Below are 26,098 nucleotides of genomic sequence, written 5' to 3' on the forward strand. Positions count from 1 at the left end.
AGATCGCTGAATTATCTAGGTAGTACTACGTAATTCAAAAAGTTTTGGAGTATCTTTATCTACCTTCGTTTTTTGCCCGTTTTATGTGCTTTAGGATCAGCAGAATCATGTTGTTGGGGGTATTTACGCTGGTGACGTCCCTGTTGCTGCCCGGACAGTCCGGCGCGCAGCAGTCGCCCGAGATAAAGACCAATATACCGCTCCGCCTTTCGCCGGGTCCCGACCTGTCGGCCGACGCGCAGCGTATCAGGCTTCTGCTGCGCGTAGCCGATTCGTTATGGTCCATCCAGCCCGATACCGCCCGTATCCTTGCTGCCCGGGCCCGCGATCTCAGCACCCGTATCGGCTACAAGCTGGGGATTGCCCACGCGCTGAATACCATAGGCGTTTGTATGCAGGCCAGGGGGCTGCACGATTCAGCGATCGCCTTTTTTGACGAAGGGCTCCGGTATGCGCGGGCCAGCGGTACGCACCGTAACCGTTACCGGCTGTACGATAACCTGGCTACTTCTTACTTTAACCTGGGCAGGTACAGCAAAGCCCTCGAGCATTATTACCTGGCGCTTAATGAAATGGAGCAGAACAGATCAGCCTTCAGATCATCGGATTCTATTGCCCTGTATGTGAATATCGGCAACCTCTGGTGCCGCATGGGCGGTTACGAGCAATCCAAAGCAGTGCTGAACCAGGCCTGGAAAGTTGCGGTCCGCACCCGGGATTCGGCCATGCAGATCGCTATCTGGGCCCGCTTCGGCGAGGCTGAAGCACAGAATGGCGATGCTGCAGCTGCCCGTAATTATTACCTGAAAGCTTTGCAGATGACGATCGACTATGATCAGCCGAAGCGGCAGGCCGAGATACTCAACAGCCTGGCACATTTTTACCTGGACCAGCAGGACCCCGATGGCGCCTACAGCTATATTAAAGATGCTGTTGACCTGGAACGCACTCATCCCGGCAAGTTCCCTTATGACCGCTTGCATACTTTCCACAACCTCGGACATTATTACCTGCAGCAAAAAAGCTACGATAAAGCCGAGCTCATGCTGACCCGTACCCTGGCTGATGCCGCAGCCGGCGGCTACAAGGAAATGCTGCCGCACATCGAACCAGAACTGGCTGCACTCTATGCCGCTACGGGGCGCTATCAGCTGGCTTATGAGCACATGCGTCGCTATGCCGGCATGCAGGATACCATGCGGGGACAGGAGCGGCTGCAATCCCTTGACGTATGGGTCAGGTCCCTGATGGATGAAAAGAATAAGAAGCTGATGAGCCAGCAATTGTTCATCTCCCGCCAGCACAATGCCATACAGAGCCGTAATTTCCTGGTGGCCGCCATTATCGCCGGCGCTCTGTTCGTGACCGGCCTGATGATCGCCTTCCTGCGCAGCTACCGCCATAAGCAGCGCCTGCAGCAGTCGGAGATCGCACACCTGCAGCAGCAGCAGGAGATCAGCCAGCTGAAAGCACAGGTAAGAGGCGAGGAGCAGGAGCGCAACCGGCTGGCGCGTGAGCTGCATGATGGTATCGCCAGCCGGCTGTGGGCCATCAAGCTCAATGTGGACCACCTGAAGCAGCAGCAATTGCTGAGCGACCCGGGCCAACGTGAATTGCAGCTGATCTATAATCATCTCGACGATACCACGACCGAAGTACGTAAAACAGCGCACAACCTGATGCCCGACCTGCTGCTGGAGGAAGGCCTGCCCGCTGTGCTGGCTTCATTTTGCGAACGGCTGAGGAAGCAAACGGAATTGCAGGAGATCGACTTCATGGAATACGGCGCCATACCCCGCCTCGATCCTGAAATAGAAATATCGCTTTACCGGATGATCCAGGAGCTGATCCAGAATGTGCTGAAGCATGCCAAAAGGGCTACCAGCCTGCTGGTACAGCTTAGCTGTAACGATACCCTGCTGAACATAACCGTAGAAGATAACGGCGAAGGCTTTCCTGTAGCAACAGCGTCCGATAAGCCCGGCGAAGGCCTGGGGCTCAGGCATATCCGGAAACGGGTGCTTGCTTTACAGGGTCACATGGACGTACAGAGCACGATCGGGAAGGGTACTACCGTATACCTTGAATTCGACATCCGGAACCTGCTGTAAGCCGCAGGCCGCGCAAAACAGACCTTTATGATCAAAGTAGCCATAACTGATGACCATCCTATTGTCGTCGACGGACTGACCAATGCCTTGTCTTCCGGCGCCGATATCCTGCTTTCCGGAGTTTATAGCAATGCTGCTTCCCTGCTGAAGGGGATACAGCAGCAGCCCGTGGATGTGCTGCTGCTCGACCTGCAGCTGCCGGATAAGAACGGCAGCGAGCTGGTGCCGATATTGCTGCAGCAGTATCCCTCCCTGCATATCCTTATTCTTAGCGGTATTGAAGCTTCGCCTTATATCCGGGATATGATGCAGCGGGGATGTAAGGGCTACCTGGTCAAAAGCAGGACCAACCAGGCCATGTTGCTGGAAGCCATACGGGAAGTGGCCTCCGGCGCGATCTACCTCGATGCCTCGCTGAAGGAAGATTTGCTCAGGGAAATGCTGGTCGCCAGGAGGCGGTCGGAGAAAAGCCGGTTACGGATCACGCTCAGGGAGAAAGAAGTGCTGGGGCTTATCCTGAAGGAATACAATAACCCTGCTATTGCGGAGGCATTGTGCATCAGTCTGCGCACGGTAGAGACACATCGCTACAACCTGATGCAGAAGCTGGAGGCTAAAAACACGGCAAGCCTTATCCGCATTGCTACAGAGCTGGGCCTTCACTACTAACGGACTTTAACCCGAATGCCCTGTCCGGCAGCCTACCGGATGTGCCCCCGCATATACTGGGCTATCGCCTCGGCCTTGTTGTTTACCTGTAAGGTCTTGTACATCTTCTTGATGTGCGAGCGGATGGTTTCTACAGAAAGGAACATCTCGTTGGCGATCGCCTGATAGCTTTTCCCGTCCACCAGCTTCTGCAGTATTTCTTTCTGGCGTTCGCTCAGGATCGTCGCTTTGCTGATACGCCCGCCCATCAGGTGGTTGACGATCTCGCGGGCAATTGATGGCGACATGTAGGAACCGCCCTGGGCCACTACGCGTATGGCGGTAACGATCTCCTCCAGGCTGGCCTTTTTGGATAAGTAAGAGCAGGCCCCTGCGCAGAGCGCCTTCAGGATTACATCTTCTTCTTCATACACCGTCAGGATCACAATGTTCAACTGCGGCATCTTCTGCAGGATAAGCGGGATAGCATCCAGCCCGGAGAGATGCGGAAGACCTATATCGAGCAGGAGCACCCGTACCTGCTCTACAGGCGGCGGCGTATACCAGGGCTGGTTGAGAAACGCAACGGCGGAATCATAGACATCCTCCAGCTTCAGATCCGGCTGGAGGGTGACGAATTTGGCAATAGTATCCCTGATGACTTTGGTGTCTTCAATGATGCTGACTCTTATTGGTATGATGGGTATTGGCTGCACTGAACTCTTTTTGTAAAAATAAACAGCTTTTCCAGGAATAAGCCGTTTCAGGAGTTTAGTTTGCAAATTTCACCCTTTAGGGTTAGCGTAAAATAGGTGTATCTCCGGCCTCCCGCCACCGTTAAAGTGTACAAATTGTTGGCAATTTTCACCCTTTTGGGTTATTGGCATCCATGCAAACTTCCTTCAATTTTGCGCTATTGACAATTGTAAGAATGGTAGGAAACCTTTTATCCCTGGAGAATAATTAACGGACCTGTAAGGCCAATTTCACCCTTTGGGGTTATAGGCGGAGAATCGGACTTGCTGGAAATTTGCCCTATTGGCAACAAAGTTATTGCTCTGCTACTTGCTTAAACCTGTAGCCAGACTAAGGAAAGCACCATTCCAATCCATCGCCGTGCATTTCTATTGGTTGTTGTTGACCACAATTTCCGGATGCCGGTAATAGCATTACCAGGTTTAGTTTTATCAGCTCAATTATGTCAGAAACCGTGTTGTCTTCCGGGCCATGCCCCGAAGTGATGATTGCAGATCATAGCCCTATTGTGCGTTATGGGATCAAATCCCTACTGAAGCAGCATTTCCCCGGAACTAAGGTCAGAGAAGCAGAATCGGGGCGACAGGTTATGGGGCACTACCATGAAAATACGGGCGGCGGCATTCTTGTTATTGATCCCAATCTGCCCGATGCTGACCCACAAACGCTCATTCAGGGCATCCTGCTCCGAAAGCCGGACCTGCCGATCTTGGTGCTGAGCATCAGCAAAGAGGAGCTGTTTGGTCCGCTGTACCTGAAGATAGGCGCAAAGGGGTTTCTGAATAAACGTTGCCCCGAACAGGAAATCGTGCAGGCTGTAGGAATGCTGGTACAGGGGAAGCGTTATATCCGGATGGAAATGCAGGAATTGTATCTGGACTGCAGCCGCTGGTCAAGTCCCTATGAACGGCTAACCCGCAGGGAAAGGGAAGTGCTGAAATACCTGGTACAAGGAGAATCCGTCACCAGCATCAGCCGGCGAACCAATAATTCCACGAATACGGTCTCGACACATAAATCCAATATTTTCAAGAAGCTGCGCCTCGGCAACCTGATCGAGCTCAAATTGCTGGTCGACAGCCATCCGATAGATTAGGACAGCCATCCCGTAGATTAACCTGTTATTTAATTCATGTTTATATGCAAGTTTTTATGGACCAGAACAATCACAAATACTATGATGCCGTAAGGGCTTTAGCGGTAAAAGCTACAGCAAAGTATTTCCAGGTAACGGAAAGTTACGTGCGCATCTGTTTAAAGAACACTCCCCGCTCGGAAAGGAGCAAAAATATCCGCAGGTATTGCGAGGAAAAATACGGCGATCTGCAAAGGGTCCTGGAACAATGACCGGTGGCAAGCTATGTGCACCCCCGGTTTCCGGTAAAATAAAATACAGCAGATTTACTCAAAAAGCTGACCGCCGGTCAGCTTTTTTCGCGTGTGTCCATTTTAATTGCCAGCGCTTCTTTTGCACAGACCGTAACCCGTAAACCGGGATTTTTAGCACAATCGGATAAGGTTTGCGCATGATCCGCACAATCCTCACTTTTTGGCCTTCGCCAGGCGGCAGTTAAGTGTATCGGAGAAAAAAATTTCCAGCATGGTTACGACAAGGCCTCGTGCTGCGGAAGTTTGAGATACTGAAACAGTTCAAGCTTGCTGATAAAATAAGGGTGTCTGCTAGCCACATGCTACTGCACCCTGCTGGTATCGGCTTCATGGCCGGGGCGGCAATAATCTTTTACCAGCGCATAATCCAGCATCTGCTTCAGCAGCTTGGTCCATAGCTCATCGGGGCGCTTGTATTTGGCAGGAACCTCGAGCGGCTCGTCAAACAGGGCATACAGCATAGCGCAGGATTGCCTGGCCTGGTCCTGGTTGAAAAAAGTATTTTTCCAGTAGGGAGCGATCTGGTCGAAGTTGATGGTGGCAATGCCGTTTTGGCCGTAGAGCAGCGGGGAAGGGGAGTAGGGATAACCGTATTGCTCCGGCTGCTGCCGGTCCTGCTCCCGGAACAGGGCATACATATGTTTCAGGTAATTGATGGTACGGAACTGTATCTCCCGGCAGCTTTCCGGTACCGGTGGCCGTATGCGCCAGTGGTTGAGGTTATAGCTGTAAGGATCGAGCGAATCGGGATATTGTACCGGGCTGCGGAGCAGCTTTACTGAACGGGCCAGCGTTGATCCTACCTGGTCAAAGGCAGGACTGTTCCTGCCTGCCGCCTGCTCTACCTGGGAAGGCAGCGTATAGAAAACCACGAGGTGCTGTTCGTCATGAGCCTTAATGCTCATGCTGAATGAAGCGCCATAGTAGGCTTGAGGCCGCTTGCTGCTGAAAAGGATCGTATTGCTGTCAACCGGATCTTTTTTCCAATAGCCATAATCGAAATAGTCGGGAATGAAAAGGGTATAACGATCGTCTTTGCCCAGGTTGAGAAAAGAACGGGGATAGCCGGTGCCGGAAGATTCGCCTTCCTCGCAGAACAGCCACAGGCCTTCAAGAGGTGTTGTTTTTTTGCTGCCGCAGGACAGGAGCAGCAGGCCGAGGAAGGCCAGCAGGCTCAACCGGGTTTTCATAGGATAAAAGGATTGATTAAGGTTCGCAAAAATATAAAAAGGAGATAACATAAAAATGCCGGCGCTGAAGCCGGCATTTACTCGAGGTATCTTTGGTTCTTATTAGTATTCGGGATTAATGCCGGTATAATTCTGCGGTGTAATGGCCAGCAGCTCTTTTTTAACCTTGGCCGTTACATCCAGCGTCTCGATAAAGGCCTGCATGGTCTTTTTCGTAATGGCCTGCTGGCCGCGGGTCAGGTCTTTGAGTGCTTCGTAAGGTTTGGGGAATTGTTCGCGGCGAAGTACGGTCTGGATGGCTTCGGCCACCACTGCCCAGTTGTTCTCAAGGTCCTCGTCCAGCTTAGCCTCATTGAGCACCAGTTTGCCCAGTCCTTTTTCAATAGACCGGAGCGCCAGCAGGGAGTGGCCTACCGGTACACCGATATTGCGCAGTACCGTTGAGTCGGTAAGGTCGCGCTGCAGGCGGCTGACGGGCAGCTTCGCCGAAAGGTGCTCGTATAACGCATTGGCGAGGCCCAGGTTCCCTTCCGCATTTTCAAAGTCGATAGGATTGACCTTATGCGGCATAGCGCTGGAACCCACTTCGCCCTTTTTTGTCTTTTGCTTGAAATAGTCTGCCGACACATAAGTCCATATATCGCGGCAGAGGTCGACGAGGATCGTATTGATCCGCTTGAGCGCGTCAAAATGTGCCGCCAGGTTGTCGTAATGTTCGATCTGTGTGGTGAACTGCATCCTTTGCAGGCCCAGCGTTTCATTGACGAACCGGTTACCGAAGGTAATCCAGTCCTTTTTGCCGAAGGCTACATGATGTGCGTTGAAATTGCCGGTAGCGCCGCCGAATTTGGCTGCGTAGGGCACAAAGGAGAATAGCTCCACCTGGTTTTGCAGGCGTTCTACAAAGACCATAATCTCCTTACCGAGTGTTGTAGGAGAAGCAGCCTGGCCGTGGGTACGGGCCAGCATCGGGATCTTGCTCCAGCTCCTGGCCATCTTGTGCAGGGCAGAGATAATATTGAGCAGCGCGGGCATGTACACTTCTTCCAGCGCTTCTTTCCAGAGCAGCGGTATAGCAGTATTGTTGACGTCCTGTGAAGTAAGGCCGAAGTGTACCCATTCGGCACAGGCCTCGCCACCCATCGCCAGCAGCTGTTCTTTGATGAAGTATTCGACGGCCTTAACGTCGTGGTTGGTTACCCTTTCCGTATCCTTTACCTGTTGCGCCTGCTCTTCCGTCAGGTTTTCATAGAGGGCGCGCAGCCGGGCAGGCTTTACTTTGGCGGGCAGCTTAAAAATACCGGCTTCAGCCAGCGCAAGAAAATACTCGACTTCCACGCGGATGCGGTACCGGATAAGACCGAATTCGGAGAAATAAGGCGCCAGCTCTTCCAGCTGCTTGCGGTAGCGGCCATCCACAGGGCTGATGGCGGAAAGGGGTGTCAAATTCATGGGTGCAAAAGTAAGTAATCCCGTTCAGAAGCCCCGCTGGTATGGGAAAATTCCACCGGGAAAGGCCGGGACGCGCTCTTGGTGCATTTCTTAGACAAAAGACCTGATTTCTTCGACAAAAGAAAAGAAACAGCGTTGGTCGCCCCGCCGGCCGTATTGGTCGAATGGTATTGGAGGAAACCTTTTGCCGGGAGTATGTTTGCATAGGGAAATAAAAAAGGTTTATGCTGTAACCTTTGCCGCGCTGAACCGATTAAGCAACAAATTTTACCGAAATAGAGAATCTGCACTATCTTAACCCGCTGAATAAAAGGCCGAACAAACCTGCATACCATGATTAAGAAACAAATGACCGCTACACTGCTCCTGCTCCTGACCGGCAATATCCTGTTTGCCGCAGTGATCAAAGGGCGCGTTACCGATGAAAACGGCGAAGGGCTGGCTTTCGCTACGGTACTGGAAAAAGGGACCACGAATGGTACATCGGCCAATGGCGATGGCTATTATACCCTGGAGCTCTCCGATGGCGCCCATAATATTACGGCGCAGTACATCGGTTACCAGCCGCAGACCCGGCAGGTCAATACTGCATCGGTCAAGGAAGTCAACTTTAAGCTGAACCCGCAGACCCTTGAGGTAAGAGAAGTAACAGTAAAGGCCAATGGTGAAGACCCCGCCTATCCGATCATGCGTAAGGTGATTGAGAAAAGAAAGTATCACGCCGACCTGATCAGGACCTTTGAAACAGATGTGTACCTGAAAGGCGTATTGCGCATGCGCAGTACACCCAAAAAGCTTTTGGGCATCAAGCTGAGCGAGGAAGACTACAAAGAGATGAATGAAGGCGCCGGCCTCGATTCTGCCGGTAAAGGCGTGCTGTACCTGCTGGAGCAATATACACAGTACACGTATAAAGCACCATCAAAAGAATATAACAGGGTCGTATCGATACGCCAGAGTGGCGATCCGCAGGGTGTGGGCTTTGCCACCATGCCGCCGATTACCAATATTTACGACAACAATGTCCCGATCATGCAAGGGCTGAACAAGCGGGGCTTTATATCTCCCGCCAACAGCAATGCCTTCCTGTATTATAAATATAAGTTCCTGGGCAGCTACTTGGACGGCGACCGCATGATCAATAAGATACAGGTGATCCCCAAACGCAAGTTTGAACCGGTATTCAGCGGCTATGTATATGTCGTGGATGACGAATGGGTATTCCAGAGCGTCGATCTCAGGCTAACTAAAGAGGCGCAGATGGACCTGCTCGATACCCTGAAGCTGGAGCAGACCTATATACCGATAGCCAAAGATCTGTGGATCATCCAGAGCCAGGTGATCTACCCGGTGCTGAGCCTGATGGGCTTTGAGGCAGCGGGTAATTTCGTGACCAGCTACAAGAACCAAAAGGTAAACCAGCCGGTCGACGAGCGACGCTTTGCCGGCAGGGTCATCTCTTCCTATGATACTGCAGCCAACGACCGTTCCATTGCTTATTGGGATACCATAAGGCCCATTCCCCTGGAAGCAGACGAGGTCAGGGATTTCAAAGTGAAGGATAGTCTGTATACTTTCCAGAAAACAAAAGCCGATTCGCTGAATAAGATCCCCCATACCAACCTCGGTGTATCCGCTTTCCTGTATGGCGGCCCTTCCATTCGCCGGGGAAAGGATACCTGGACCATGCAGCCATTGATCAGCGCTATCAGCTATAATACCGTGGAAGGCCTTAATGCCACATTGGACCTCGCCTGGACGCATCGCTTCAATAAGGACAAGACACTGACCACAGAGCTCCTTAACCGCTACGGCTTCAGCAATAAGCATTACAACGCCCTGCTAAAGATGAACTATACTGTAAGTGATCCGAAATGGCGCGGGCGCTCCTGGCGTTTTCGCCTGGAAGGAGGGCAATACATCTACCAGCTCAACAACGACAATCCCATTACGCCCTTCATCAACATGTCCTATACCCTGTTCGGCGGCGACAATTATATGAAGATTTATGAAAGCCGCCTGGGCAAGCTGAGCGTGTACCGCAACTGGGGCAATGGATTCAAAGCCTCGCTGGGCGCTTCCTATGAGCAAAGAATGCCGCTGGAAAATACTGCTGATTATACTTTCGGCGATAGTAAAAAGAAGAACCTCACGCCCAACCAGCCGGCTACTTTACCTTTGTTCGAAGAGCACAAGGCAGCTATTGTAACGGCATCAGTCAGTTACCAGCCTGGCTGGAGCTATATACAATATCCCAAGTATAAATCTCCCGTAGGCAGCAATGCGCCGGTGTTCACCGCCCGTTATACCAAAGGCATTCCTAACCTGTTCGACAGCAAAAGCGACTTCGATAAGTGGAGTGTCGAAATGGAGCACAGCCTCAACCTGCGCCTGCTGGGTACCGTTAATTACCGCCTGGTCGGCGGTGGCTTTTTCAACGACAACTATGTGGGTATCCCCGATATGAAACACCTGTTCGGCAACCAGACTTTCCTGGCTAATCCTTATCTCAACAGCTTCCAGCTGGCGCCCTATTACCGGTTCAGCAATACCGCCGATCTTTACGGGCAGGGACACCTGGAATGGCACCTCAACGGCTGGCTCACCAACAAGATCCCCTTGTTCCGCCGGTTGAACTGGCACCTGGTGGGCGGTTCCAATGTGCTGTATATCGACCAGGATAACTATTATGCAGAGGTCTTTGCCGGCCTGGAAAATATCGGGTTCAAGATGTTCCGCTTCGGTCGTGTAGACCTGGTGGCCGGCTATGAGAGCGGCCGTGGAAAACCTTCCGTTGGTGTCAGGATAGGCCTGGGCGAAGTGCTCTGGCAGATATTGGGTATCAGCAACGGAAGAGGAGAATAAAAAGAGATCATTAAAGGAAACGCGACCGTAATCCACCATGAGGGTTACGGTCGCTTTATATTAAAGACTTATAGTTATAAAGGTTTTTGCTGCTCTGCTTCCCATTCTTCTGCCGAAAAATAGACTGTGTAGTGGCTGTCCATATCCAGCTTGTCGAGGATGTCGGGGGGATTAGCATCACCGGAAAAGTGTATGAAATATTTATAGATCTGCTGCTCACTGTCGGTCACTTCCTGCAGGCCGCTATGGTGCAGCCGGTCCAGCTCTTCTTTCGTAATACCCAACAGGCGTGCCAGGTGCTGCTGCTCCTGTTCGCTCCAATGCCGCAATGCTTGTTCGTTCATAAAAAGATCATTCTTGTTCCTGCTATAAACAGCCTGCTATCGAAATTGTTGCTCTTCAGGAGGCAAGGGGATAGATATCAGATACTGGATGTTAGATACCTGGAAGGACTGGCAGCAGGGAAAATGGTATGGGTGGTATGGTGACAACTTATTTTCAATAGTATCCGGGATCACTGCCATAGGGCTGTCAGTCGGTGGTTTTAGTTTTGCTTCCTAAACCCGGAATATGAGACCATTCTATCGTGTGCTGAGCTATGTCGTCATGATCCTGCAATCGCTGATCATCCTGGTATTGCTGTGCCGGCATTCCCCGGCGCGCCCTGGAAGAGAAGCCGATAAAGTAAAAGCGGCGGGCAATAACATCGCGAAAACAACTTTTCGTTGGGATTCTTGTTGGCACAATAATTAAAACCACATACAATGAGTCTCCTGAAAGATAAAGTAGCTATCGTGACCGGAGCAGGCTCCGGTATCGGCCTGGCCATTGCCCGGCAGTTTGCGGCAGAAGGTGCCAGAGTGATTGTATCCGATGTGCAGGAAGCCCATGGCCTCGAAACTGTAGATACGATCCGCAAGGCTGGCGGCGAAGCTGTTTTTGTCAAGGCCGATGTCGCCGTGGCTGCTGACCAGGAAAGGTTGGTAGCGCAAGCCGTTGAACAGTATGGCGGCCTGCATATCGCCTGCAACAATGCCGGTGTGGGCGGCCCTTCTGCGCCTACAGGCGAGTATCCCATAGCAGGGTGGGACAAGGTGATCGCGATCAACCTCAACGGCGTTTTCTATGGTATGCGCTACCAGATACCCGCTATGCTGAAGAGCGGCGGTGGCGCTATTGTCAATATTGCCTCGATCCTGGGCAGTGTGGGCTTTGCCAACAGCGTCGCCTATGTCGCCGCAAAGCATGGTGTGGTGGGCCTTTCCCAGAATGCCGCGATCGAATATGCCCGGCAGGGTATCCGCGTCAATGCTGTAGGTCCGGGCTTTATCAAGACCCCTTTAGTGGAAGAGCATATGGACCGGGAAGCTCTGAAGTTCCTCGAATCGCAGCATCCCATCGGCCGGCTGGGCGAGGCATCTGAGGTGGCCGAGCTGGTAACCTGGCTCAGCTCTCCGAAAGCTTCTTTTGTCACCGGCTCCTATTACCCTGTCGATGGCGGCTACCTGGCCCGTTAAGCAAAATTGAAGTTGTGCGCCGGCCGTTCTTTCCCGAACGGCCTTAGGGCCATAGGTCGCCAGGGCAACCATAATCCGTTTACACTGTTACCTGTAAAACGATCTTTATGTTCAGCGCGATCAAAAATGCAATCCACCTTCTCCGGAATATGGATTTTGCGGCGCTCGGCCGTATCTCTGAAAAAATAGACCTGCCCAAAGTAATGGAAACCGTAGCGGCTATGGACGATAAACAGCTGGCCGGCCTGATGAAAATGCTGGAGCGGGGCGGGGGAGCCCCAAAAGAGCTGCCACCCGTCGATGGTGATTTCTACGACCTCAGCCACCTGCTGAGCGAAGAGGACAGAGCATTGCAGCTGCAGGTAAGGGCCTTTATGGAAACAGAGATACAGCCCATTATCAACGAATACTGGCTGAAAGCAGAATTTCCTTTTGAAATCATGGAAAAGCTGGCAGCGCTTAATATCTGTGGGCTGACGTATGAAGGTTACGGTTGCCCCAACCGTTCTTTCCTGATGGAAGGTATCGTTGCCATGGAAATGGCGCGGATAGATACTTCCATTTCCACCTTTTTCGGCGTGCAGAGCGGCCTGGCTATGGGCTCGATCTATTTGCTCGGCTCCGAGGAGCAGAAGCAGGAATGGCTGCCCGGTATGCAGCAATTGAAGATCATGGGCGCTTTCGGCCTTACCGAGCCTGAGGTAGGCTCGGGTGCCGCCGGAGGGCTGACGGCCACCGCTAAACGGAACGGGGATACCTGGATATTGAACGGACAAAAGAAATGGATCGGTAACGCCACTTTTGCCGATGTGGTGGTGATATGGGCCCGGGACCTCGACGATAATGAAGTGAAAGGCTTCCTGCTGCGCAAGGATACGCCGGGCTTCAGCGTGGAGAAGATGGAAGATAAAATGGCGCTCCGCGTGGTGCAGAACGGCCGCATTACCTTAACAGACTGTGCCGTAGCGGAAGCCGACCGGCTGCAGCTGGCTAGCTCTTTTAAAGATACGGCCAAAGTGCTGCGCATGACCCGCGCCGGTGTGGCCTGGCAGGCGGTGGGCTGCGCCCGTGGCGCCTACGAGCATGCCTTGCGCTATACCCGCGAGCGCAGGCAGTTTGGCCGCCCTATTGCCGCGTTCCAGCTGATCCAGAACCACCTGGTCGAGATGCTGTCCAACCTTACCGCGATGCAAACGATGTGCTACCGCTTGTCCCAGCTGCAGGACGGGGATGTGCTGAAAGACGAGCATGCCTCGCTGGCCAAGGTCTTTTGCTCCCTGCGTACCCGCGATATTGTGAGCAAGGCCAGGGAAGTGATGGGCGGTAATGGTATCCTGCTTGAATATAATGTGGCGCGCTTTGTTGCCGATGCGGAAGCCATCTACTCTTATGAGGGGACCAAAGAGATCAATTCGCTGATCGTAGGCAGGGCCATTACCGGACATAGCGCCTTTGTATAGCCGTAGCGTTTAATGTGCTAGGAAGTGATTGATGGCCGAAGCGATGGCATAATCGGGCAGCAGGAGATCGGGCTGCAGCCTGGCCAGCGCGGCCAGCGGCATAGCGGACATTTCGGCATTACGCGGATCCTGGATAATGATCCGGCCGCCATGATAACGGATATATTCCAGCCCGGAGGCCCCGTCGCTATTGGCGCCGGACAATAGTACCGCCAGTAATCCAGGGCCGAAAGCTTCCGCTGCCGATTGAAAAGTAACATCTATGCTGGGCCGCGACCACAGCACTTTTTCCGAGGCATCCAGGGACAGGGAGCGATCGTTTTCGATCAGCAGGTGATAGCCGGCCGGCGCCAGGTACACAGTGCCGCATCTCAGGTCTTCCTTATCCTCCGCTTCTTTGACCGGGAGCGGACAGCGTTCCTTGAGCAACTGCTCCAGCGTGGAAACATCATTTTTGCGGTGCAGCACGATCACAACAGGAAAAGCCAGGCGGGCATCCAGCGCCGCCAGCATCGGCAGCAGCACTTTGAGGCTGCCGGCCGAACCGCCGATCACGGCGCATTGGCTTATCCTGCTCAGATCATTTTCCGCCATATCTTCTGTTCCGATACCGGTCTGAATTTTGCATTGGCCGGCGACAGGCGCAGCGATTCTTTGCTGCCCAGCGCCAGGAAGCCCAGCCGTTCGAGGCTGGTGTCAAATAGGTCAAAGACGCGCGCCTGGAGGTCCTTGTCAAAATAAATGAGCACATTGCGGCAGACGATCAGTTGGAATTCATTGAACGAGCTCTCGGCCGCAAGGTTATGGGTGGAGAATACCATATGCTTTTTGAAGGAAACATCAAACAGCACCTTATTGTTGCCTGCGGTATAGTAGGAAGAAAAGTCGTGCCGCCCTCCTGAAAGGATATAGTTTTCCGAGTATTGCTTCATATGCTGCATCGGGAAAACACCGCTGGCGGCCTGCTGCACGACGTGGGCATTGATATCGGTAGCATACAGGATCGACTTGTGCAGCAGGTTGGCTTCCCGCAGCAGGATGGCCATGCTGTACACTTCTTCACCGGTGGAACAGCCGGCATGCCATATCCTGATGAAGGGGTAGGTGGCCAGCTGGGGCAGCACTTCGTTTCTGAGCGCCAGGTAAAAGGCCGGGTCCCGGAACATTTCCGTTACATTGACCGTGATCTGCTCGATGAAGCGATCGAAATAGCCGGCATCGTTCTTCAGCCGGAAGCGGAATTCGGCGAAGCTCGGAAACCGGTCCAGGACAAAGAGCCGGTTGATGCGCCGCTTGAGCGAGGCCTTGGCGTAGTCGTTGAAATCGTAGCCGTATATATCCTGGATATCGTACAGCAGCAGCGCCATCTCTTCATCTGTAACGGATAAGGTCATCGGGCGGCAGATAAATATCGGTTTAAGATCCCGGTCAGCAGGTCCATGTCTATAGGCTTGGCAATATAATCGGAGGCGCCGGCCCTGAGGCACTTTTCCCGGTCGCCGTGCATGGCCTGGGCGGTCACAGCGATCACAGGGAAATCCTTCAGGCTATCCTTGCCCCGGATCAGCTGCAGGGCCTGGTAACCGTCCATATCGGGCATCATCATATCCAGCAGCATAATACCGACATTATCCTTATTGCCGATCATCTCGATCCCTGTTTGCGCATCCCCCGCGGTAAGCACTTCATAGCCGCGCGAACGCAGCACCAGGCTCAGCGCAAAAATGTTGCGTGTGTCGTCGTCTACGATCAGAATGCTTTTCCTGTTCTCTGTCATGCCTTATACATTACCTTGTTTGTCGTAAAGCCATACCCGCAGCAGCGAGATCAGCTGGTCGATGTCTACCGGCTTGGAAATATAATCGGAAGCGCCGGCGGCGATACATTTTTCCCGGTCGCCAAGCATAGCCTTTGCCGTAACGGCAATTACCGGTATATGTTTGAATACGGGATGCTGGCGTATTTTGGTAGTACTCTCGTAACCGTCCATCTGCGGCATCATCATATCCATCAGCACGATGTCTGTTTCGGGGTGTTGTTCCAGCTGCACCAGGGCCTCGGCGCCATCGGTAGCGGTGATCACTTTTACCTGGTGCTTTTCGAGCGCTTTTGTCAGCGAGAAAATATTCCGCACATCATCGTCGGCGATCAGCACGGTTTTTCCTTGCAGGATCTGCGACATGGAATCGGCGTTGTATCCCGGCTTGCGTTCGTCCTGCTTCTTTTCTTCAACAAGGTGCAGGAACAGGGCCACTTCATCGAGAATACGCTTATAGGAATGAGCGGTCTTTACCACGATCGAATCGGCATACTGCCGGATGCGGCTTTCTTCGGCCGGCGACAGGTTCTTCCCCGTAAAGATAATGATGGGCACATCTTCCATGCCTTCGGTTGTCCTTACGGTTTCCAGCGTATCGTAAGCCGTACGGCCGGGGATGCCCATATCGAGGATCACGCAGTCGACCTGCTGGTCCTGCAGAATCTGTATGCTGCCGGAAACGCTGTGCTGTATGCTGGAGCTCACATGATACGTCTCCAGGAAAAGCGAAAGAGCCTGGGCATGCTTGGTATTTTCTTCCACGATCAGCACCTTTTGCGGACTGCGGTGCAGCGCTTCCTCCAGCTTGCTGAACATCTGCTTCATCTGCTCCAGCGCCACGGGCTTATTGATGAAATCCACCGCGCCATGCAGGCGGCTTTCCCGCCTGGCTTCCAGCGAAGACATGATGTGTACGGGAATATGGCGCGTCGCCGGATCGGATTTCAAACCGTCCATAACCTCCCATCCGTCCATGACCGGCAGCTGGATGTCGAGCAATATCGCCTGGGGCCTGTATTCCCGCGCCATGTGCAAGCCCTGGTCGCCCCTTACAGCAACCAGTCCCTTGTAGTGCTGCTTGCGGGTAAATTGCAGCAAGGCTCCGGCAAAGGCGGTATCGTCTTCTACAATCAGGATCACCTTGTCGCCGGGCTGCAGGCTATTGCGGTCGTCGGCGATCTCGTCGGGGATCACCGCGGCCAGGTGTCTCGGCTTTTTGTCTGTTCTTTCCGGCATGCTGCTTTCGGTAAGCAATGGCGGCAGCATCGATTCGTTGCGGATGCTCTTTGCGGGACGCGCCATGGGCAGCACCAGGGTGAAGGTGCTTCCTTTGCCCGTTTGGCTGGATACAGTTACATCGCCGCCCATCAGCCGCGCCAGCTGGCGGCTGATCGACAGCCCCAGTCCTGTGCCGCCGTATTTACGTTTGGTAGAGCCGTCGGCCTGTGTGAAGGCTTCAAATACGACGTCCAGCTTATCGTCCGGTATGCCCACGCCGGTATCTTCCACAATGAACTGCATCATAGCGGGATCCTTAGGTGAAGGGCCCATGCGGAGCAGCACATAGCCGGAGGCGGTGAACTTAAGCGCATTGGACAACAGGTTCTTGATGATCTGCTCGAGCTTCATACGATCGGTCTCGATCACGGCCTGCTCATCCAGGTCGTTCTCTATCCTGAACTCAATATGCTTTTCCCTGGCGACGGGCTGGAAAAGGCCGTTGAGCCCGGCTGTCAGCTCCGAGAGCGGCAGCGGCGCATAGTCCACATCCATTTTGCCTGCTTCGATCTTGGAAAGGTCCAGCAGCTCGTCGATAAGGTCGAGCAGGCCGCTACCCGAGTTGAAGATCACCCTGGCCGATTCCTTCTGGTCCTCGCTCAGGTTCTCCTCGTTATTTTCCGAAAGATAGCGGGACAGCAGCAGGATGGAATTCAGAGGCGTGCGCAGCTCATGGCTCATATTGGCCATGAACTCCGATTTGTAGCGGGTGCTTTGCTCCAGCTCTTCCGCCTTCTTCTGGATCTCCGAGTTCCGTTCGCTGATGATACGGTTGCGTTGTTCCAGCTCGAAGTTGCTCTGCTGCAGCTCTTCCTGCTGCACCTTCAGCTCTTCCTCCGAGGTCTGCAGCTTTTGTGTATGGGCTTCCAGCTCGGCGTTCATATTTTCCAGCTCGCCATGTTGGGCCTGCAGCTCTTCCGATTGGGCCTGGGTCTCTTCCAGCAGCTCCTGCAGCTTCTTATGATTGATAGCGCCGGTAATGGCAATCCCTGCATTCTGCGATACGGCTTTGATAAAGGCCAGGTCACGTTCGGTGTACAGCCTGATGGCGGCCAGCTCCAGCACGCCTATGGCCTGTCCTTCATTGAAGATGGGAAAGGCGATTACCGAGCGGGGCCTGATATTGCCCGTAGCATGGCTTACCGTTACATAATCAGGGTCTACATCTTCCAGGATGATCTCGCTTTCATTCAATAAAGCCTGTCCCACCACACCTTGTCCCACAGGGATCCTGCGGCGGGTGCTTTCCAGCAGGGAATAGCCGCTGGCCAGCACCAGGGCATCGTCTTCCCGCAGGTACAGCGCACCCACATGGCTGCCGGTATAGGCGGTTACATATTCGATGATCTGGTAGCAGAGCACAGGCAAGTCCTTTTCCCCTACCATTTTTTCATTGAGCTTCGCCATGCCGCTTTGCAGCCATTCATTATCGGATAGGCGGGTAAAGGAAAAGGACAGCGACTCGGCCATGCGGTTCAGGGCCAGTGCCAGGCTGCCCAGGGTATCTTTCTGCTTGTCGTCGATGCGTGTAGCATAATCTCCTTCTGCTATTTTCCCGGCAAGACCTTGTATCACATCGATGCGCCGGCTCATTTCGAGATCCTTCTCTTCAAGAGCATGCTGTAGGAGGCTTCGTTCGCGGATGTCCTTCAGTATCCGCATATAGAAGATCACCGACACCAGGATAGCCAGCAGCGCCGCTATGATGATCACCACCGGGGTATAGACCGCAAAACGTTGCTGGGTATCGATGCGGGCAGATAAGAGCCGGTTTTCTTCTGCTATCATACGGTTGACCTGTGACCTTACGCTGTCCATGTAGATCTTGCCCGTCTTCATATCGCCATAGTCGATCGGCTGACTGTTCTTTTTCCGGTCGATCAGCAATTGCAGCCGGCTACCACGCCTGACCAGGGTTTCGCGCAGGATATTGCCATTAGTCTGCTGCTGCGGACTGTCGCCTGTGAGGCCGATGACTTTATCCAGGTTGCTCAGGGCCTTCTGGTAGGCGCCTTTGTAGGGTTCCAGGAAATCTTCGTCGCCGGTAAGCAGGAAGCCTCTCTGGCCTGTCTCTGCATCTTTAAGCTGGGAAATCACGCTTTCCAGCATGAACCTGACCTCGTTGGTATGCTTGACCTGCCGCGCGCTTTCCAGCAGCTTCTGAATGCACAGGTAAGATAGCACCGAACTGATGATCAGTAAGAGAATAGAGAGTCCGAAACCGATGCGCAGATTATTGTTGGTAGTAGTGTTCATGTTGTTCATTGGTTGGCAGCGAAGGGTTAGTGCTGTTGCTTCAGGGGCAGGGTAAAGTAAAAGGTGGCGCCCTGGCCCGGCTCACTGTCGACGCCATAAGTACCGGCATGGCTGCGGATAATCTCGGCACAGATATAGAGGCCCATACCGAGCCCCTGGTATTTGTTGGAAGACTGCGCTACCCGGTAGAATTTCCCGAAAAGATTGGCCTGGTCGGCTTTACTGATACCGATGCCGGTATCTCTGACACTTACCTTCAGCTGCTCGCGCTCACAGGCTACCGTTATATAAACCTTGTTGCTGCCGGGCGCATATTTGATTGCATTGGACAAATAATTCAGCAGCACTTGTTCGATCCTCATTTCATCAGCATAGAGCATCACATCGGCATAGCCGCTTCTCACGATCTGCCATTCGGGATTGGATCGCTGGAAAATATCGATCACATTGTCGAGAAAAGGCTCAAACTTGAAATGGCTGCAGCTGATCTCCAGTTTCCCGGAAGCCATCTTGGAAATGTCGAGCAGGTCGCCGATGAGCTGATTCAGCTTGTTGAGCTGGCTGGACGAGCGGTCGAGAAACCGCAGCGCATTGTCCTTCTGATTGTCCTGGACCGATAGCTCGGCCAGCTGCATATAACCTTTTACCGAAGTCAGCGGCGTTTTGAGCTCATGGCTGGCAATGCTGATAAATTCATCTTTCTTGGCTTCTGCCAGCTTGCGTTGCTCGATTTCTTCCAGCAATTTATGCTGCATGCGGGACAGCTCGGTAGCTTGCTGGTGCAGCTTGATGAAGGTTCTTATCTTAAGTACCAGGATATCGGGATCGAAGGGCTTGACGAGGTAATCGTGCCCGCCCGAGGCGTAGCCTTTGGTGATGAATTGCTTGCTGATATTGACTGCAGAAAGAAAGATAATGGGCAGATCGCTGGTTCTGCTGAAGCCGGATATGGCCTCGGCTACTTCAAAGCCGTCCATGTCGGGCATCTGCACATCAAGAATCACCAGCTCATACTGTTGCTTCAGGATCTTTTTCAAAGCCTCTTCACCCGACAGGGCCGTATCAACCGTGAACTTATGCACCTCAAGCGTTTTTTTTAGGGCAGTAAGGTTCTCGGTTTTATCATCAACAATTAATATCATGTCTGGGCGCGCGTGGAAAATCGGTTGCGTAAAAATACCGCTAATTTACGTGCAATTAAAAAGTCAGCAGCTATTAAAGCAGGCCATAACAGAGGCTTAAAGGCAATGATGCGCGTTACCGGATATGGTGCAGTAGCAGCTCTTTGAAGACAAGAATAGAATGTGAGGAAACCGCTTCCGCTTTGGGGCCATGACTCAACTCTTCCGTGATACGTAAGGTCTCTTTAAGGAACTGCTGCTGTTCGTTGTTGTCGCTGAAGCATTGCAGGTAGCGGCCCAACAGTTCCGGCAGCTCCGGTAGTCTTTCGTGGGGAAGGCTATACCATTGTTGCGCAAGGTTGACAGCCTGGATCTCTATTTCCGATTTTAATGGGCTCATGAACGGATTTTTGGTTTTTATGGGAAGGAATATTACATATTCCGGCCGAAATTGTTCGGGATGGGTATAAAAAAAGCAGCTCCTCGACAGGAGCTGCATTTGAACCAATCTCCATAACCAAATTGGAGAACCATCTTTATGCAGGCGCATGCAATAACATGCGATTAATTATCAGATCAGGGATGCAGGGTAATAGCTGTGATTTTTCCCAGGAAAGTGCTGGCTACCGGGCGCAGGTTGCGGCGGTTGCAGGCGCGCCATAGGGCATTGATCTCCTGCTGACGCGTAAGAATATCCAGGAAAGAAAAATAAATGCGTTTCTCGGAACCCAGCCGGTTGGATCTGTAGCGGCCGAGGTAATTGGAAATGAGCTCGGATAGGGAAAAAGTACCAGTCATTGTTTCTCGTTTTTTAGCTGAAGGTGAAACGCACGCTTGGCTAGCATTACAGGCATTTGGTACAGCAAAAATAGAGCGGGATTTTTATAAACCTCATACACAAAACGTGTACTTTAGCAGTTTTATTTCTATTTTATCGACCCTGTTGATTTCTTCTTTTTGGTAGTGGAAAGCTACGAAAATCAAGCTGGGCCGGATTTTAGGAGATATACTAATATTTACCGCGTAGTTTTGTGAAAAAGGATAAGCGGAAAGGGATATCAGTTTCACGTTTAAAATAAAAGAAGCGCCCCCACCATGTTCGGACTATTTAAAAAGAAAGCCCAGGCAACAGTCCCGCCTGTCGGGGGCGATTGGTCTTTCCTGGGCACCGATATGCATTCTCATTTCATTCCCGGCATCGATGACGGCGCCCAAACAATGGAAGACAGCCTCGAACTGCTGCGGCAGATGAGTGCAGGCGGTTTCTCTAAAGTCGTGACCACACCGCATATCAGCGCCGACTATTTCCCCCGTAACACGCGCGATAATATCCTGGAAGGCCTGGAAATGCTGGACGCAGCAGCCCGGCAGGAGCATATTCCCCTGGTGATCGAGGCTGCGGCCGAATATATGATCGACGAGCGGTTCCTGGCGCAATTAAGACGTAGGGAGCCGCTGCTGTACTTCGGCGATCGTTATGTTCTTGTTGAAATGGGCTTTGTGCAGGCTTCTCCGTTATTGCAGCCGGCCCTGTTTGAGCTGCAGGCTATGGGCTACCGCCCGGTGCTGGCGCATCCTGAACGGTACAACTACTATCATGCGCAGCCGTTGGAGCCGCTGATCCAGCTGAAGGAGAGTGGCTGCTACCTGCAATTGAATACTATCGCCCTAAGCGGCTATTATGGTGAAAATGTTAACATTATTGCCAATAAATTGTTAAATGAAGGCCTTTACAGCTTCCTGGGCTCAGATATTCACCATCGCCGGCACCAAAAAGCACTTAACACAATTTTAAGAAGTGAGTATCTACCGAGGTTAATGCAAGCACCGTTATTAAATAATACAATTTGAATATTGTATGCATCTTTCGATGTTTAATTTAATTTCAGATAATTCATAACTACCTACCTGATAACGGTACATTAGGGGTTACGAAAATGTTGTTTTTGTGTTAAAAACGGAATAAATGTATGACAGTCGCAAATATCATGTACTTTTGTTAAGAACCTGGTGATTTGTTAAATCATCATCCTGAATCAGTCTACATAACCAATTGCTCAACCTAACCAATTGAGCGCCAAAAGAACCGTCATGAATACTTTAACCACCCCCGCCGGCCCGGCCGTATGCTTATTGGATAACCGAAGGCCTTATTTTTCCCTTTCTTCTTTTATTGTAGTGTAAGAACTGGCATAAAAACCGTTTTACCACCCTTTTTCTGTTTGTTCCGGTCAACGGAGCCAATTAAAGTATTTGTATTGTGATATATACAAATACAAGAATGAGTGTAGTATTTCACAGGTTATCTAGAGCTAATATTTATGCCCAGAACGCTACGCCTCCTAAAGTGGTTCAACTTCATTCTTGATGTCGTCGCCCTCAACGCATCATTGTGGATTTCTTATGGCGTTTTTTCTGCAAGGAAAAGCATACAGCTTTTCCAGGTATTGCCTTACCTGCTGATCATCAATTTCGGCTGGCTCTTTGTGCAGTCCTTCTTTAAGATATACGATAATTACCAGCACCGCAATTCGGTATCGATCTTCAGCCGGACGATCAAATCCTTTATTCTTTTCAGCTTCTGTCTGTCGCTTGTTTTTATGCTGAGCCTTCAGAACAGCTTCCTGCGGGGGATTCATTCGGCGCATCTTTACTTTTACCTGGGCGCCTGGGCATTGTTTGCCTACCTGCTGCTGCTGAACCGTATCGTGCTGCTGAGCATCCGTAAAAATATCAGGCAGAGCCTGCGTTACAGCAAGAAGAACATCGTGATCGTGGGGCAGAATTCTTCTTCCCGTACCTTATCTCATCTCTTCTCTGCCGATACCGTTTCGGACTACAACATCATGGGCATCTTTCATGATCAATATGAGAAGCGGGAAGATAATGCCCTGTACCGCGGCAGCACCACCGATTGCATCCCTTTTATCCGCAACAACAGGGTAGATGAGATCTTCTGCACGTTGCCCGGCATCAGCAAAGAGAATGTCAATATCCTGATGCATGAAGCCGACCGCAACCTTACCCGGTTCCGGCTGGTGCCCGACTACCAGGAGTATTTTCCCGGCAGTATCAGCATCGAGCTAATCGATAACATACCGGTAATGACCGGGAGAAAGGAACCGCTGGAAGACATACGCAATGCGGCTTTCAAGCGATGCTTCGATATCGCCTTCTCCCTGTTCGTGATCGTCTTTGTGCTCAGCTGGCTTATCCCGGTGCTGGGTTTGCTGATCAAACTGGAATCGCGGGGGCCGGTCTTTTTCAGGCAGCGTCGCTCGGGTCGCAGCAACCAGCCTTTCTACTGCCTTAAGTTCCGGAGTATGACTGTGAACAAGGAGGCCGATGCACGGCAGGCTACCAGGGGCGATGCACGAATTACCCGGCTGGGCGCTTTTATGCGCAAGACAAGTCTTGATGAGCTGCCGCAGTTTTTTAATGTGCTGATCGGCAATATGTCGGTGGTGGGGCCGCGACCGCACATGCTGAAGCATACCGAAGAATACGCCATGCTGATCGACAAGTTCATGGTGCGGCATTTCCTGAAGCCCGGTATTACAGGCTGGGCGCAGGTTACCGGTCTGCGCGGCGAAACCCGGACTACCGAGGATATGGCAAAAAGGGTAGAGGCCGACGTGCACTACCTGGAGCACTGGTCGATGCTACTTGATCTGAAGATCATCTTCCTTACCGTATGGAATATTTTCAAAGGCGATGAAAAAGCAATATAAAATCCTATAATCACCCCCTTTAACCAATGCAGTACGATAACACAACCATTATGATGCACAGTAAGCAAAGGCAGTCGGACAAAGGCCGTAAAGCCTTGTTCCTGGCCGGTTTGCTCGCGCTTTCTTTCGGAAGCCGGCAGGCAAGCGCACAGGAAAGCAATGCCGCAGAAACCCCGGACAGCAGCACCGCAGCCGTAGCGGCGCCCGTTACCATTACCCATACGCCGGCCATCGGTATCACGCTGGGTAGCTCGGGACTTGGCATCCAGGGTATCTACCCGCTGAACAATCAATTCAGCCTACGGGCCGGTCTAAGCTGGATTCCTACATTCAGCTATACCCGTGAAGACCAGGTAGGTACCACAAGGCTGGAGCAGAAATTCAAGACCGGCTTTGTGAATATTCACCTGCTGGGCGACTATTACCTGCCGGTATGGCAAAAGCTCGGCTTCCGGGTTTCCGCCGGTCTGGCCTGGTTTGTACATGCGCAAAGCAAAGTGCGTTCGATCCCTGTAGGCGACTATTACTACGGCGATATCCAGATCAATGATGATCGTATGGGCGATATTAAAACGACGGTTAAACGTAGCGGCATCGCTCCTTATATAGGTGCCGGCTTCCTCAACCTGTTCTCTTCAGAGAAGCTGCAGCTTTCGCTTGACCTGGGTACTTATTACCTGCTGCCCGAGGCGAATGTAAAAATGGAAACGACCGGCTACCTTACGGGGAACGAGCGTAACCAGGAGCAGCTTAAAGAAAATCTTAAAGGTTACCGCTGGCTGCCGGTGGCGCAGGTGGGTCTCTATTATAAATTGTAATTCCGGTTAACCTATCATCCATATTAATTACACTACGATGAAGAAAATATTTATTGCACTACTGGCTGTGGGCAGCATGCTGTTCACGCAATGTACCAAACCGACTGAAGGCTTCACGATCAGCATCAACCCTGACGTGTTTGATAATGTGGTTGCTGTAAAGTTCTATGATGCGGCTAAACCCGGCGTTGCGCCCGCCAATATCAGGCTGACCATCTCCGGCGACAAGGCGCAATCTGTTTATGAGATCAGCGGGCACAAGATATTCAATGTGGTGGACGGGATCATATCGCTCGGTCTGCTGCCTGCCGCGGCTCCGGCTGAAGGCCAGCCGGCTGTATTCGTGATCAATGCCGAAGCCGACGGCTACCTGCCGGTGCGGGTGCCCGTGACCATCCTTGCCGGCCAGGCTTCCAAGCTGGTTACTATCAGCATGGTCAACCTGAACAACCCGCCTCCCGGTGTAACCGTGGTACAGAAAAGCACGACGCTGGCGGGTAGCGCAGTACCTGCAACTGAAGTGATCGCTACGCCAACAACGAACAGTCCTGTAGCGACCAGCGTGTCGCTGCCAGCCAATACACGCTTCAATGATGCCGGCGGTAACGCGATTACCGGGAACACGCTCAAAACAGTGATCGCTCATTTCAACACCCTGGAAGCTGCTTCGCTGAATGCTTTCCCCGGCAGCGGTTTTCACTCCGATGATATTACTGACGAGGCAGGCAATAAGGTAAGCGGTATCTTCCGCACTGCTGGTTTCTGCAATATTGATATGAAGCTTGACGATAAAGAGGTAAAGACCTTCAGCCAGCCGGTGAATGTAACCATCGGCGTGCGCAATGACCAGATCAACCCCCGCACCGGCGCTGCCTTTGCGGCCGGCGATGTGATCCCCGTATGGAGCTACCAGATCGAGACCGGTAAATGGGTTTTCGAGAAGAATGGAACGATTACCAACAATGCGGGCAAGCTGGAAGTAGACTTTACCACTACCCACCTGACTTATTACAACCTGGCCTTCCTGGATAACGTATGTAGCGAAGCCAGGGCCACTTTCGTGACCGGCCTGCCTGCGGAAGAAAGCTTCCTTGTCGATATCTTCCCTGCCGGCGAAAGCACCATACCGGCTATTTCCGGCTACATCATGCAGGTAGCCAACAACGGCGTGGCTTCTTTTGAGAACGTGCCCCAGGGCAATGTGACCATGAAGATCTACCGCAATACCGCTGCCAACAGCCAGACCAACTGGAAGGTAAGGGAAGCGCAGCCCCTGGCCGTATACACCGGCCCGCTGTGCGGTACCCAGCCGACCATCACGCTGAATATTCCTGCGCTGACCACAATCCTGTTCGACATCGAAGGACGTTGTCCCGGCAACTCGGCCAATCCTTACGTACGGCCTTCGGTGGATGTATGGTATCGGATGAACAATACCGGCGAGTACCAGCTGTTGGGTCATGTAGACCAAGGTAAGTTCCAGACCACCAACCTGAACTATCATTCTGCCTATGACTTTAAAGTGATATGGGGTGGCAGCAGGGTGTACCTGAGGACCAAATATATCGACAGCACCGCTTATACCCGTACGATCACTGTGCCGGAGAATGAGCAGCAGCACTTCTGTAACTAGAAATAAAACTAATGTGGGTTCAGGCCTGTCAGGGCAAAATCTGAAGAGCATACC

Annotated in this window: 23 protein-coding genes; 12 read left to right on the forward strand and 11 right to left on the reverse strand. The window is 52.2% G+C overall.

The genetic code is table 11. The annotated features are described in order from the left end of the window. The first annotated feature begins 107 nt into the window (after positions 1-107). Both DZC79_RS15775 and DZC79_RS15780 read left to right on the forward strand, forming a co-directional pair. Positions 108-2,111 carry a tetratricopeptide repeat-containing sensor histidine kinase gene (locus tag DZC79_RS15775; RefSeq protein ID WP_198666915.1) on the forward strand — a complete coding sequence of 668 codons (2,004 nt, stop codon included), beginning with the start codon at positions 108-110 and terminating at the stop codon, positions 2,109-2,111. Positions 2,112-2,138: 27 nt separating this feature from the next. Beyond that, positions 2,139-2,780 (forward strand): response regulator, encoded by a 642-nt coding sequence (locus tag DZC79_RS15780; RefSeq protein WP_118952575.1) that lies wholly within the window; start codon positions 2,139-2,141, stop codon positions 2,778-2,780. Between the two features lie 32 nt (positions 2,781-2,812). Here DZC79_RS15780 and DZC79_RS15785 read toward each other — a convergent pair whose 3' ends face one another. After that, positions 2,813-3,475 carry a response regulator transcription factor gene (locus tag DZC79_RS15785; RefSeq protein WP_198666916.1) on the reverse strand — a complete coding sequence of 221 codons (663 nt, stop codon included), beginning with the start codon at positions 3,473-3,475 and terminating at the stop codon, positions 2,813-2,815. 482 nt (positions 3,476-3,957) lie between these two features. On the opposite strand from DZC79_RS15785, the gene DZC79_RS15790 reads away from it, so the two are divergent. Both DZC79_RS15790 and DZC79_RS15795 read left to right on the forward strand, forming a co-directional pair. After that, positions 3,958-4,611 carry a response regulator transcription factor gene (locus DZC79_RS15790; protein WP_118952576.1) on the forward strand — a complete coding sequence of 218 codons (654 nt, stop codon included), beginning with the start codon at positions 3,958-3,960 and terminating at the stop codon, positions 4,609-4,611. A 44-nt stretch (positions 4,612-4,655) separates the two neighbouring features. Further along, entirely contained in the window at positions 4,656-4,862 is a 207-nt protein-coding gene (locus DZC79_RS15795) for a hypothetical protein (protein ID WP_157977197.1), read from the forward strand. A 344-nt stretch (positions 4,863-5,206) separates the two neighbouring features. Here the strand turns inward: DZC79_RS15795 and DZC79_RS15800 are convergent, their stop codons facing one another. Further along, positions 5,207-6,094 carry a hypothetical protein gene (locus tag DZC79_RS15800; protein WP_118952578.1) on the reverse strand — a complete coding sequence of 296 codons (888 nt, stop codon included), beginning with the start codon at positions 6,092-6,094 and terminating at the stop codon, positions 5,207-5,209. A 102-nt stretch (positions 6,095-6,196) separates the two neighbouring features. Beyond that, positions 6,197-7,546, reverse strand: coding sequence for an adenylosuccinate lyase (purB, locus tag DZC79_RS15805; protein ID WP_118952579.1), 1,350 nt, complete (start codon positions 7,544-7,546; stop codon positions 6,197-6,199). A gap of 333 nt (positions 7,547-7,879) precedes the next feature. Here purB and DZC79_RS15815 point away from each other — a divergent pair, with 333 nt between their 5' ends. Further along, positions 7,880-10,411, forward strand: coding sequence for a DUF5686 and carboxypeptidase regulatory-like domain-containing protein (locus tag DZC79_RS15815; protein ID WP_118952581.1), 2,532 nt, complete (start codon positions 7,880-7,882; stop codon positions 10,409-10,411). 74 nt (positions 10,412-10,485) lie between these two features. Here DZC79_RS15815 and DZC79_RS15820 read toward each other — a convergent pair whose 3' ends face one another. Next, the gene (locus DZC79_RS15820) at positions 10,486-10,755 is read right to left on the reverse strand and encodes a hypothetical protein (protein ID WP_118952582.1); all 270 of its coding nucleotides are present in this window, start codon (positions 10,753-10,755) and stop codon (positions 10,486-10,488) included. A 226-nt stretch (positions 10,756-10,981) separates the two neighbouring features. Here DZC79_RS15820 and DZC79_RS15825 point away from each other — a divergent pair, with 226 nt between their 5' ends. The 3 genes from DZC79_RS15825 to DZC79_RS15835 all read left to right on the forward strand — a co-directional run bounded on the left by DZC79_RS15825 (position 10,982) and on the right by DZC79_RS15835 (position 13,388). After that, entirely contained in the window at positions 10,982-11,164 is a 183-nt protein-coding gene (locus DZC79_RS15825) for a hypothetical protein (protein ID WP_118952583.1), read from the forward strand. A gap of 11 nt (positions 11,165-11,175) precedes the next feature. Next, complete coding sequence (locus DZC79_RS15830; RefSeq protein WP_118952584.1) at positions 11,176-11,928, forward strand: SDR family NAD(P)-dependent oxidoreductase; 753 nt, start codon at positions 11,176-11,178, stop codon at positions 11,926-11,928. Positions 11,929-12,035: 107 nt separating this feature from the next. Next, the gene (locus tag DZC79_RS15835; protein WP_118952585.1) at positions 12,036-13,388 is read left to right on the forward strand and encodes an acyl-CoA dehydrogenase family protein; all 1,353 of its coding nucleotides are present in this window, start codon (positions 12,036-12,038) and stop codon (positions 13,386-13,388) included. Between the two features lie 9 nt (positions 13,389-13,397). Here the strand turns inward: DZC79_RS15835 and DZC79_RS15840 are convergent, their stop codons facing one another. From DZC79_RS15840 to DZC79_RS15870, 7 genes are all read right to left on the reverse strand, one after another. Next, positions 13,398-13,982: a chemotaxis protein CheB gene (locus tag DZC79_RS15840; RefSeq protein ID WP_118952586.1), complete on the reverse strand. Its 585-nt coding sequence runs from the start codon at positions 13,980-13,982 to the stop codon at positions 13,398-13,400. Then, positions 13,964-14,782 (reverse strand): CheR family methyltransferase, encoded by an 819-nt coding sequence (locus tag DZC79_RS15845; RefSeq protein ID WP_118952587.1) that lies wholly within the window; start codon positions 14,780-14,782, stop codon positions 13,964-13,966. Before DZC79_RS15845 ends, DZC79_RS15840 begins: the two co-directional genes overlap by 19 nt. Further along, positions 14,779-15,165 carry a response regulator gene (locus tag DZC79_RS15850; RefSeq protein ID WP_118952588.1) on the reverse strand — a complete coding sequence of 129 codons (387 nt, stop codon included), beginning with the start codon at positions 15,163-15,165 and terminating at the stop codon, positions 14,779-14,781. Before DZC79_RS15850 ends, DZC79_RS15845 begins: the two co-directional genes overlap by 4 nt. Before the next feature lie 3 nt (positions 15,166-15,168). Next, complete coding sequence (locus DZC79_RS15855; protein WP_118952668.1) at positions 15,169-18,741, reverse strand: response regulator; 3,573 nt, start codon at positions 18,739-18,741, stop codon at positions 15,169-15,171. Positions 18,742-18,767: 26 nt separating this feature from the next. Continuing rightward, a complete protein-coding gene (locus DZC79_RS15860; RefSeq protein ID WP_118952589.1) occupies positions 18,768-19,883 on the reverse strand; it encodes an ATP-binding response regulator in 1,116 nt (371 codons plus the stop codon). A gap of 115 nt (positions 19,884-19,998) precedes the next feature. Continuing rightward, complete coding sequence (locus tag DZC79_RS15865) at positions 19,999-20,262, reverse strand: hypothetical protein (RefSeq protein WP_157977198.1); 264 nt, start codon at positions 20,260-20,262, stop codon at positions 19,999-20,001. A 176-nt stretch (positions 20,263-20,438) separates the two neighbouring features. Next, on the reverse strand, positions 20,439-20,660 hold the full coding sequence (locus tag DZC79_RS15870; RefSeq protein WP_118952591.1) for a hypothetical protein: 222 nt from the start codon (positions 20,658-20,660) through the stop codon (positions 20,439-20,441). A 297-nt stretch (positions 20,661-20,957) separates the two neighbouring features. On the opposite strand from DZC79_RS15870, the gene DZC79_RS15875 reads away from it, so the two are divergent. The 4 genes from DZC79_RS15875 to DZC79_RS15890 all read left to right on the forward strand — a co-directional run bounded on the left by DZC79_RS15875 (position 20,958) and on the right by DZC79_RS15890 (position 26,044). Next, positions 20,958-21,713 (forward strand): tyrosine-protein phosphatase, encoded by a 756-nt coding sequence (locus DZC79_RS15875; protein ID WP_118952592.1) that lies wholly within the window; start codon positions 20,958-20,960, stop codon positions 21,711-21,713. Between the two features lie 470 nt (positions 21,714-22,183). After that, the gene (locus DZC79_RS15880; RefSeq protein ID WP_118952593.1) at positions 22,184-23,593 is read left to right on the forward strand and encodes an undecaprenyl-phosphate glucose phosphotransferase; all 1,410 of its coding nucleotides are present in this window, start codon (positions 22,184-22,186) and stop codon (positions 23,591-23,593) included. A gap of 26 nt (positions 23,594-23,619) precedes the next feature. Further along, entirely contained in the window at positions 23,620-24,411 is a 792-nt protein-coding gene (locus DZC79_RS15885) for a hypothetical protein (RefSeq protein ID WP_118952594.1), read from the forward strand. A gap of 37 nt (positions 24,412-24,448) precedes the next feature. After that, on the forward strand, positions 24,449-26,044 hold the full coding sequence (locus DZC79_RS15890) for a hypothetical protein (RefSeq protein WP_118952595.1): 1,596 nt from the start codon (positions 24,449-24,451) through the stop codon (positions 26,042-26,044). The last annotated feature ends 54 nt before the right edge of the window (positions 26,045-26,098 follow it).

The sequence above is a fragment of the Taibaiella helva genome (assembly GCF_003545695.1).
GTDB lineage: Bacteria > Bacteroidota > Bacteroidia > Chitinophagales > Chitinophagaceae > Taibaiella > Taibaiella helva.

What these genes read in the sequence shown, in the direction of transcription:
- DZC79_RS15775 (WP_198666915.1), top strand. Translation starts at nt 108, where the DNA reads ATGTTGTTGGGGGTATTTACGCTGGTGACGTCCCTGTTGCTGCCCGGA.
- DZC79_RS15780 (WP_118952575.1), top strand. Translation starts at nt 2,139, where the DNA reads ATGATCAAAGTAGCCATAACTGATGACCATCCTATTGTCGTCGACGGA.
- DZC79_RS15790 (WP_118952576.1), top strand. Translation starts at nt 3,958, where the DNA reads ATGTCAGAAACCGTGTTGTCTTCCGGGCCATGCCCCGAAGTGATGATT.
- DZC79_RS15795 (WP_157977197.1), top strand. Translation starts at nt 4,656, where the DNA reads ATGCAAGTTTTTATGGACCAGAACAATCACAAATACTATGATGCCGTA.
- DZC79_RS15800 (WP_118952578.1), bottom strand. Translation starts at nt 6,094, where the DNA reads ATGAAAACCCGGTTGAGCCTGCTGGCCTTCCTCGGCCTGCTGCTCCTG.
- purB (WP_118952579.1), bottom strand. Translation starts at nt 7,546, where the DNA reads ATGAATTTGACACCCCTTTCCGCCATCAGCCCTGTGGATGGCCGCTAC.
- DZC79_RS15815 (WP_118952581.1), top strand. Translation starts at nt 7,880, where the DNA reads ATGATTAAGAAACAAATGACCGCTACACTGCTCCTGCTCCTGACCGGC.
- DZC79_RS15820 (WP_118952582.1), bottom strand. Translation starts at nt 10,755, where the DNA reads ATGAACGAACAAGCATTGCGGCATTGGAGCGAACAGGAGCAGCAGCAC.
- DZC79_RS15825 (WP_118952583.1), top strand. Translation starts at nt 10,982, where the DNA reads ATGAGACCATTCTATCGTGTGCTGAGCTATGTCGTCATGATCCTGCAA.
- DZC79_RS15830 (WP_118952584.1), top strand. Translation starts at nt 11,176, where the DNA reads ATGAGTCTCCTGAAAGATAAAGTAGCTATCGTGACCGGAGCAGGCTCC.
- DZC79_RS15835 (WP_118952585.1), top strand. Translation starts at nt 12,036, where the DNA reads ATGTTCAGCGCGATCAAAAATGCAATCCACCTTCTCCGGAATATGGAT.
- DZC79_RS15840 (WP_118952586.1), bottom strand. Translation starts at nt 13,982, where the DNA reads ATGGCGGAAAATGATCTGAGCAGGATAAGCCAATGCGCCGTGATCGGC.
- DZC79_RS15845 (WP_118952587.1), bottom strand. Translation starts at nt 14,782, where the DNA reads ATGACCTTATCCGTTACAGATGAAGAGATGGCGCTGCTGCTGTACGAT.
- DZC79_RS15850 (WP_118952588.1), bottom strand. Translation starts at nt 15,165, where the DNA reads ATGACAGAGAACAGGAAAAGCATTCTGATCGTAGACGACGACACACGC.
- DZC79_RS15855 (WP_118952668.1), bottom strand. Translation starts at nt 18,741, where the DNA reads ATGAACACTACTACCAACAATAATCTGCGCATCGGTTTCGGACTCTCT.
- DZC79_RS15860 (WP_118952589.1), bottom strand. Translation starts at nt 19,883, where the DNA reads ATGATATTAATTGTTGATGATAAAACCGAGAACCTTACTGCCCTAAAA.
- DZC79_RS15865 (WP_157977198.1), bottom strand. Translation starts at nt 20,262, where the DNA reads ATGAGCCCATTAAAATCGGAAATAGAGATCCAGGCTGTCAACCTTGCG.
- DZC79_RS15870 (WP_118952591.1), bottom strand. Translation starts at nt 20,660, where the DNA reads ATGACTGGTACTTTTTCCCTATCCGAGCTCATTTCCAATTACCTCGGC.
- DZC79_RS15875 (WP_118952592.1), top strand. Translation starts at nt 20,958, where the DNA reads ATGTTCGGACTATTTAAAAAGAAAGCCCAGGCAACAGTCCCGCCTGTC.
- DZC79_RS15880 (WP_118952593.1), top strand. Translation starts at nt 22,184, where the DNA reads ATGCCCAGAACGCTACGCCTCCTAAAGTGGTTCAACTTCATTCTTGAT.
- DZC79_RS15885 (WP_118952594.1), top strand. Translation starts at nt 23,620, where the DNA reads ATGCAGTACGATAACACAACCATTATGATGCACAGTAAGCAAAGGCAG.
- DZC79_RS15890 (WP_118952595.1), top strand. Translation starts at nt 24,449, where the DNA reads ATGAAGAAAATATTTATTGCACTACTGGCTGTGGGCAGCATGCTGTTC.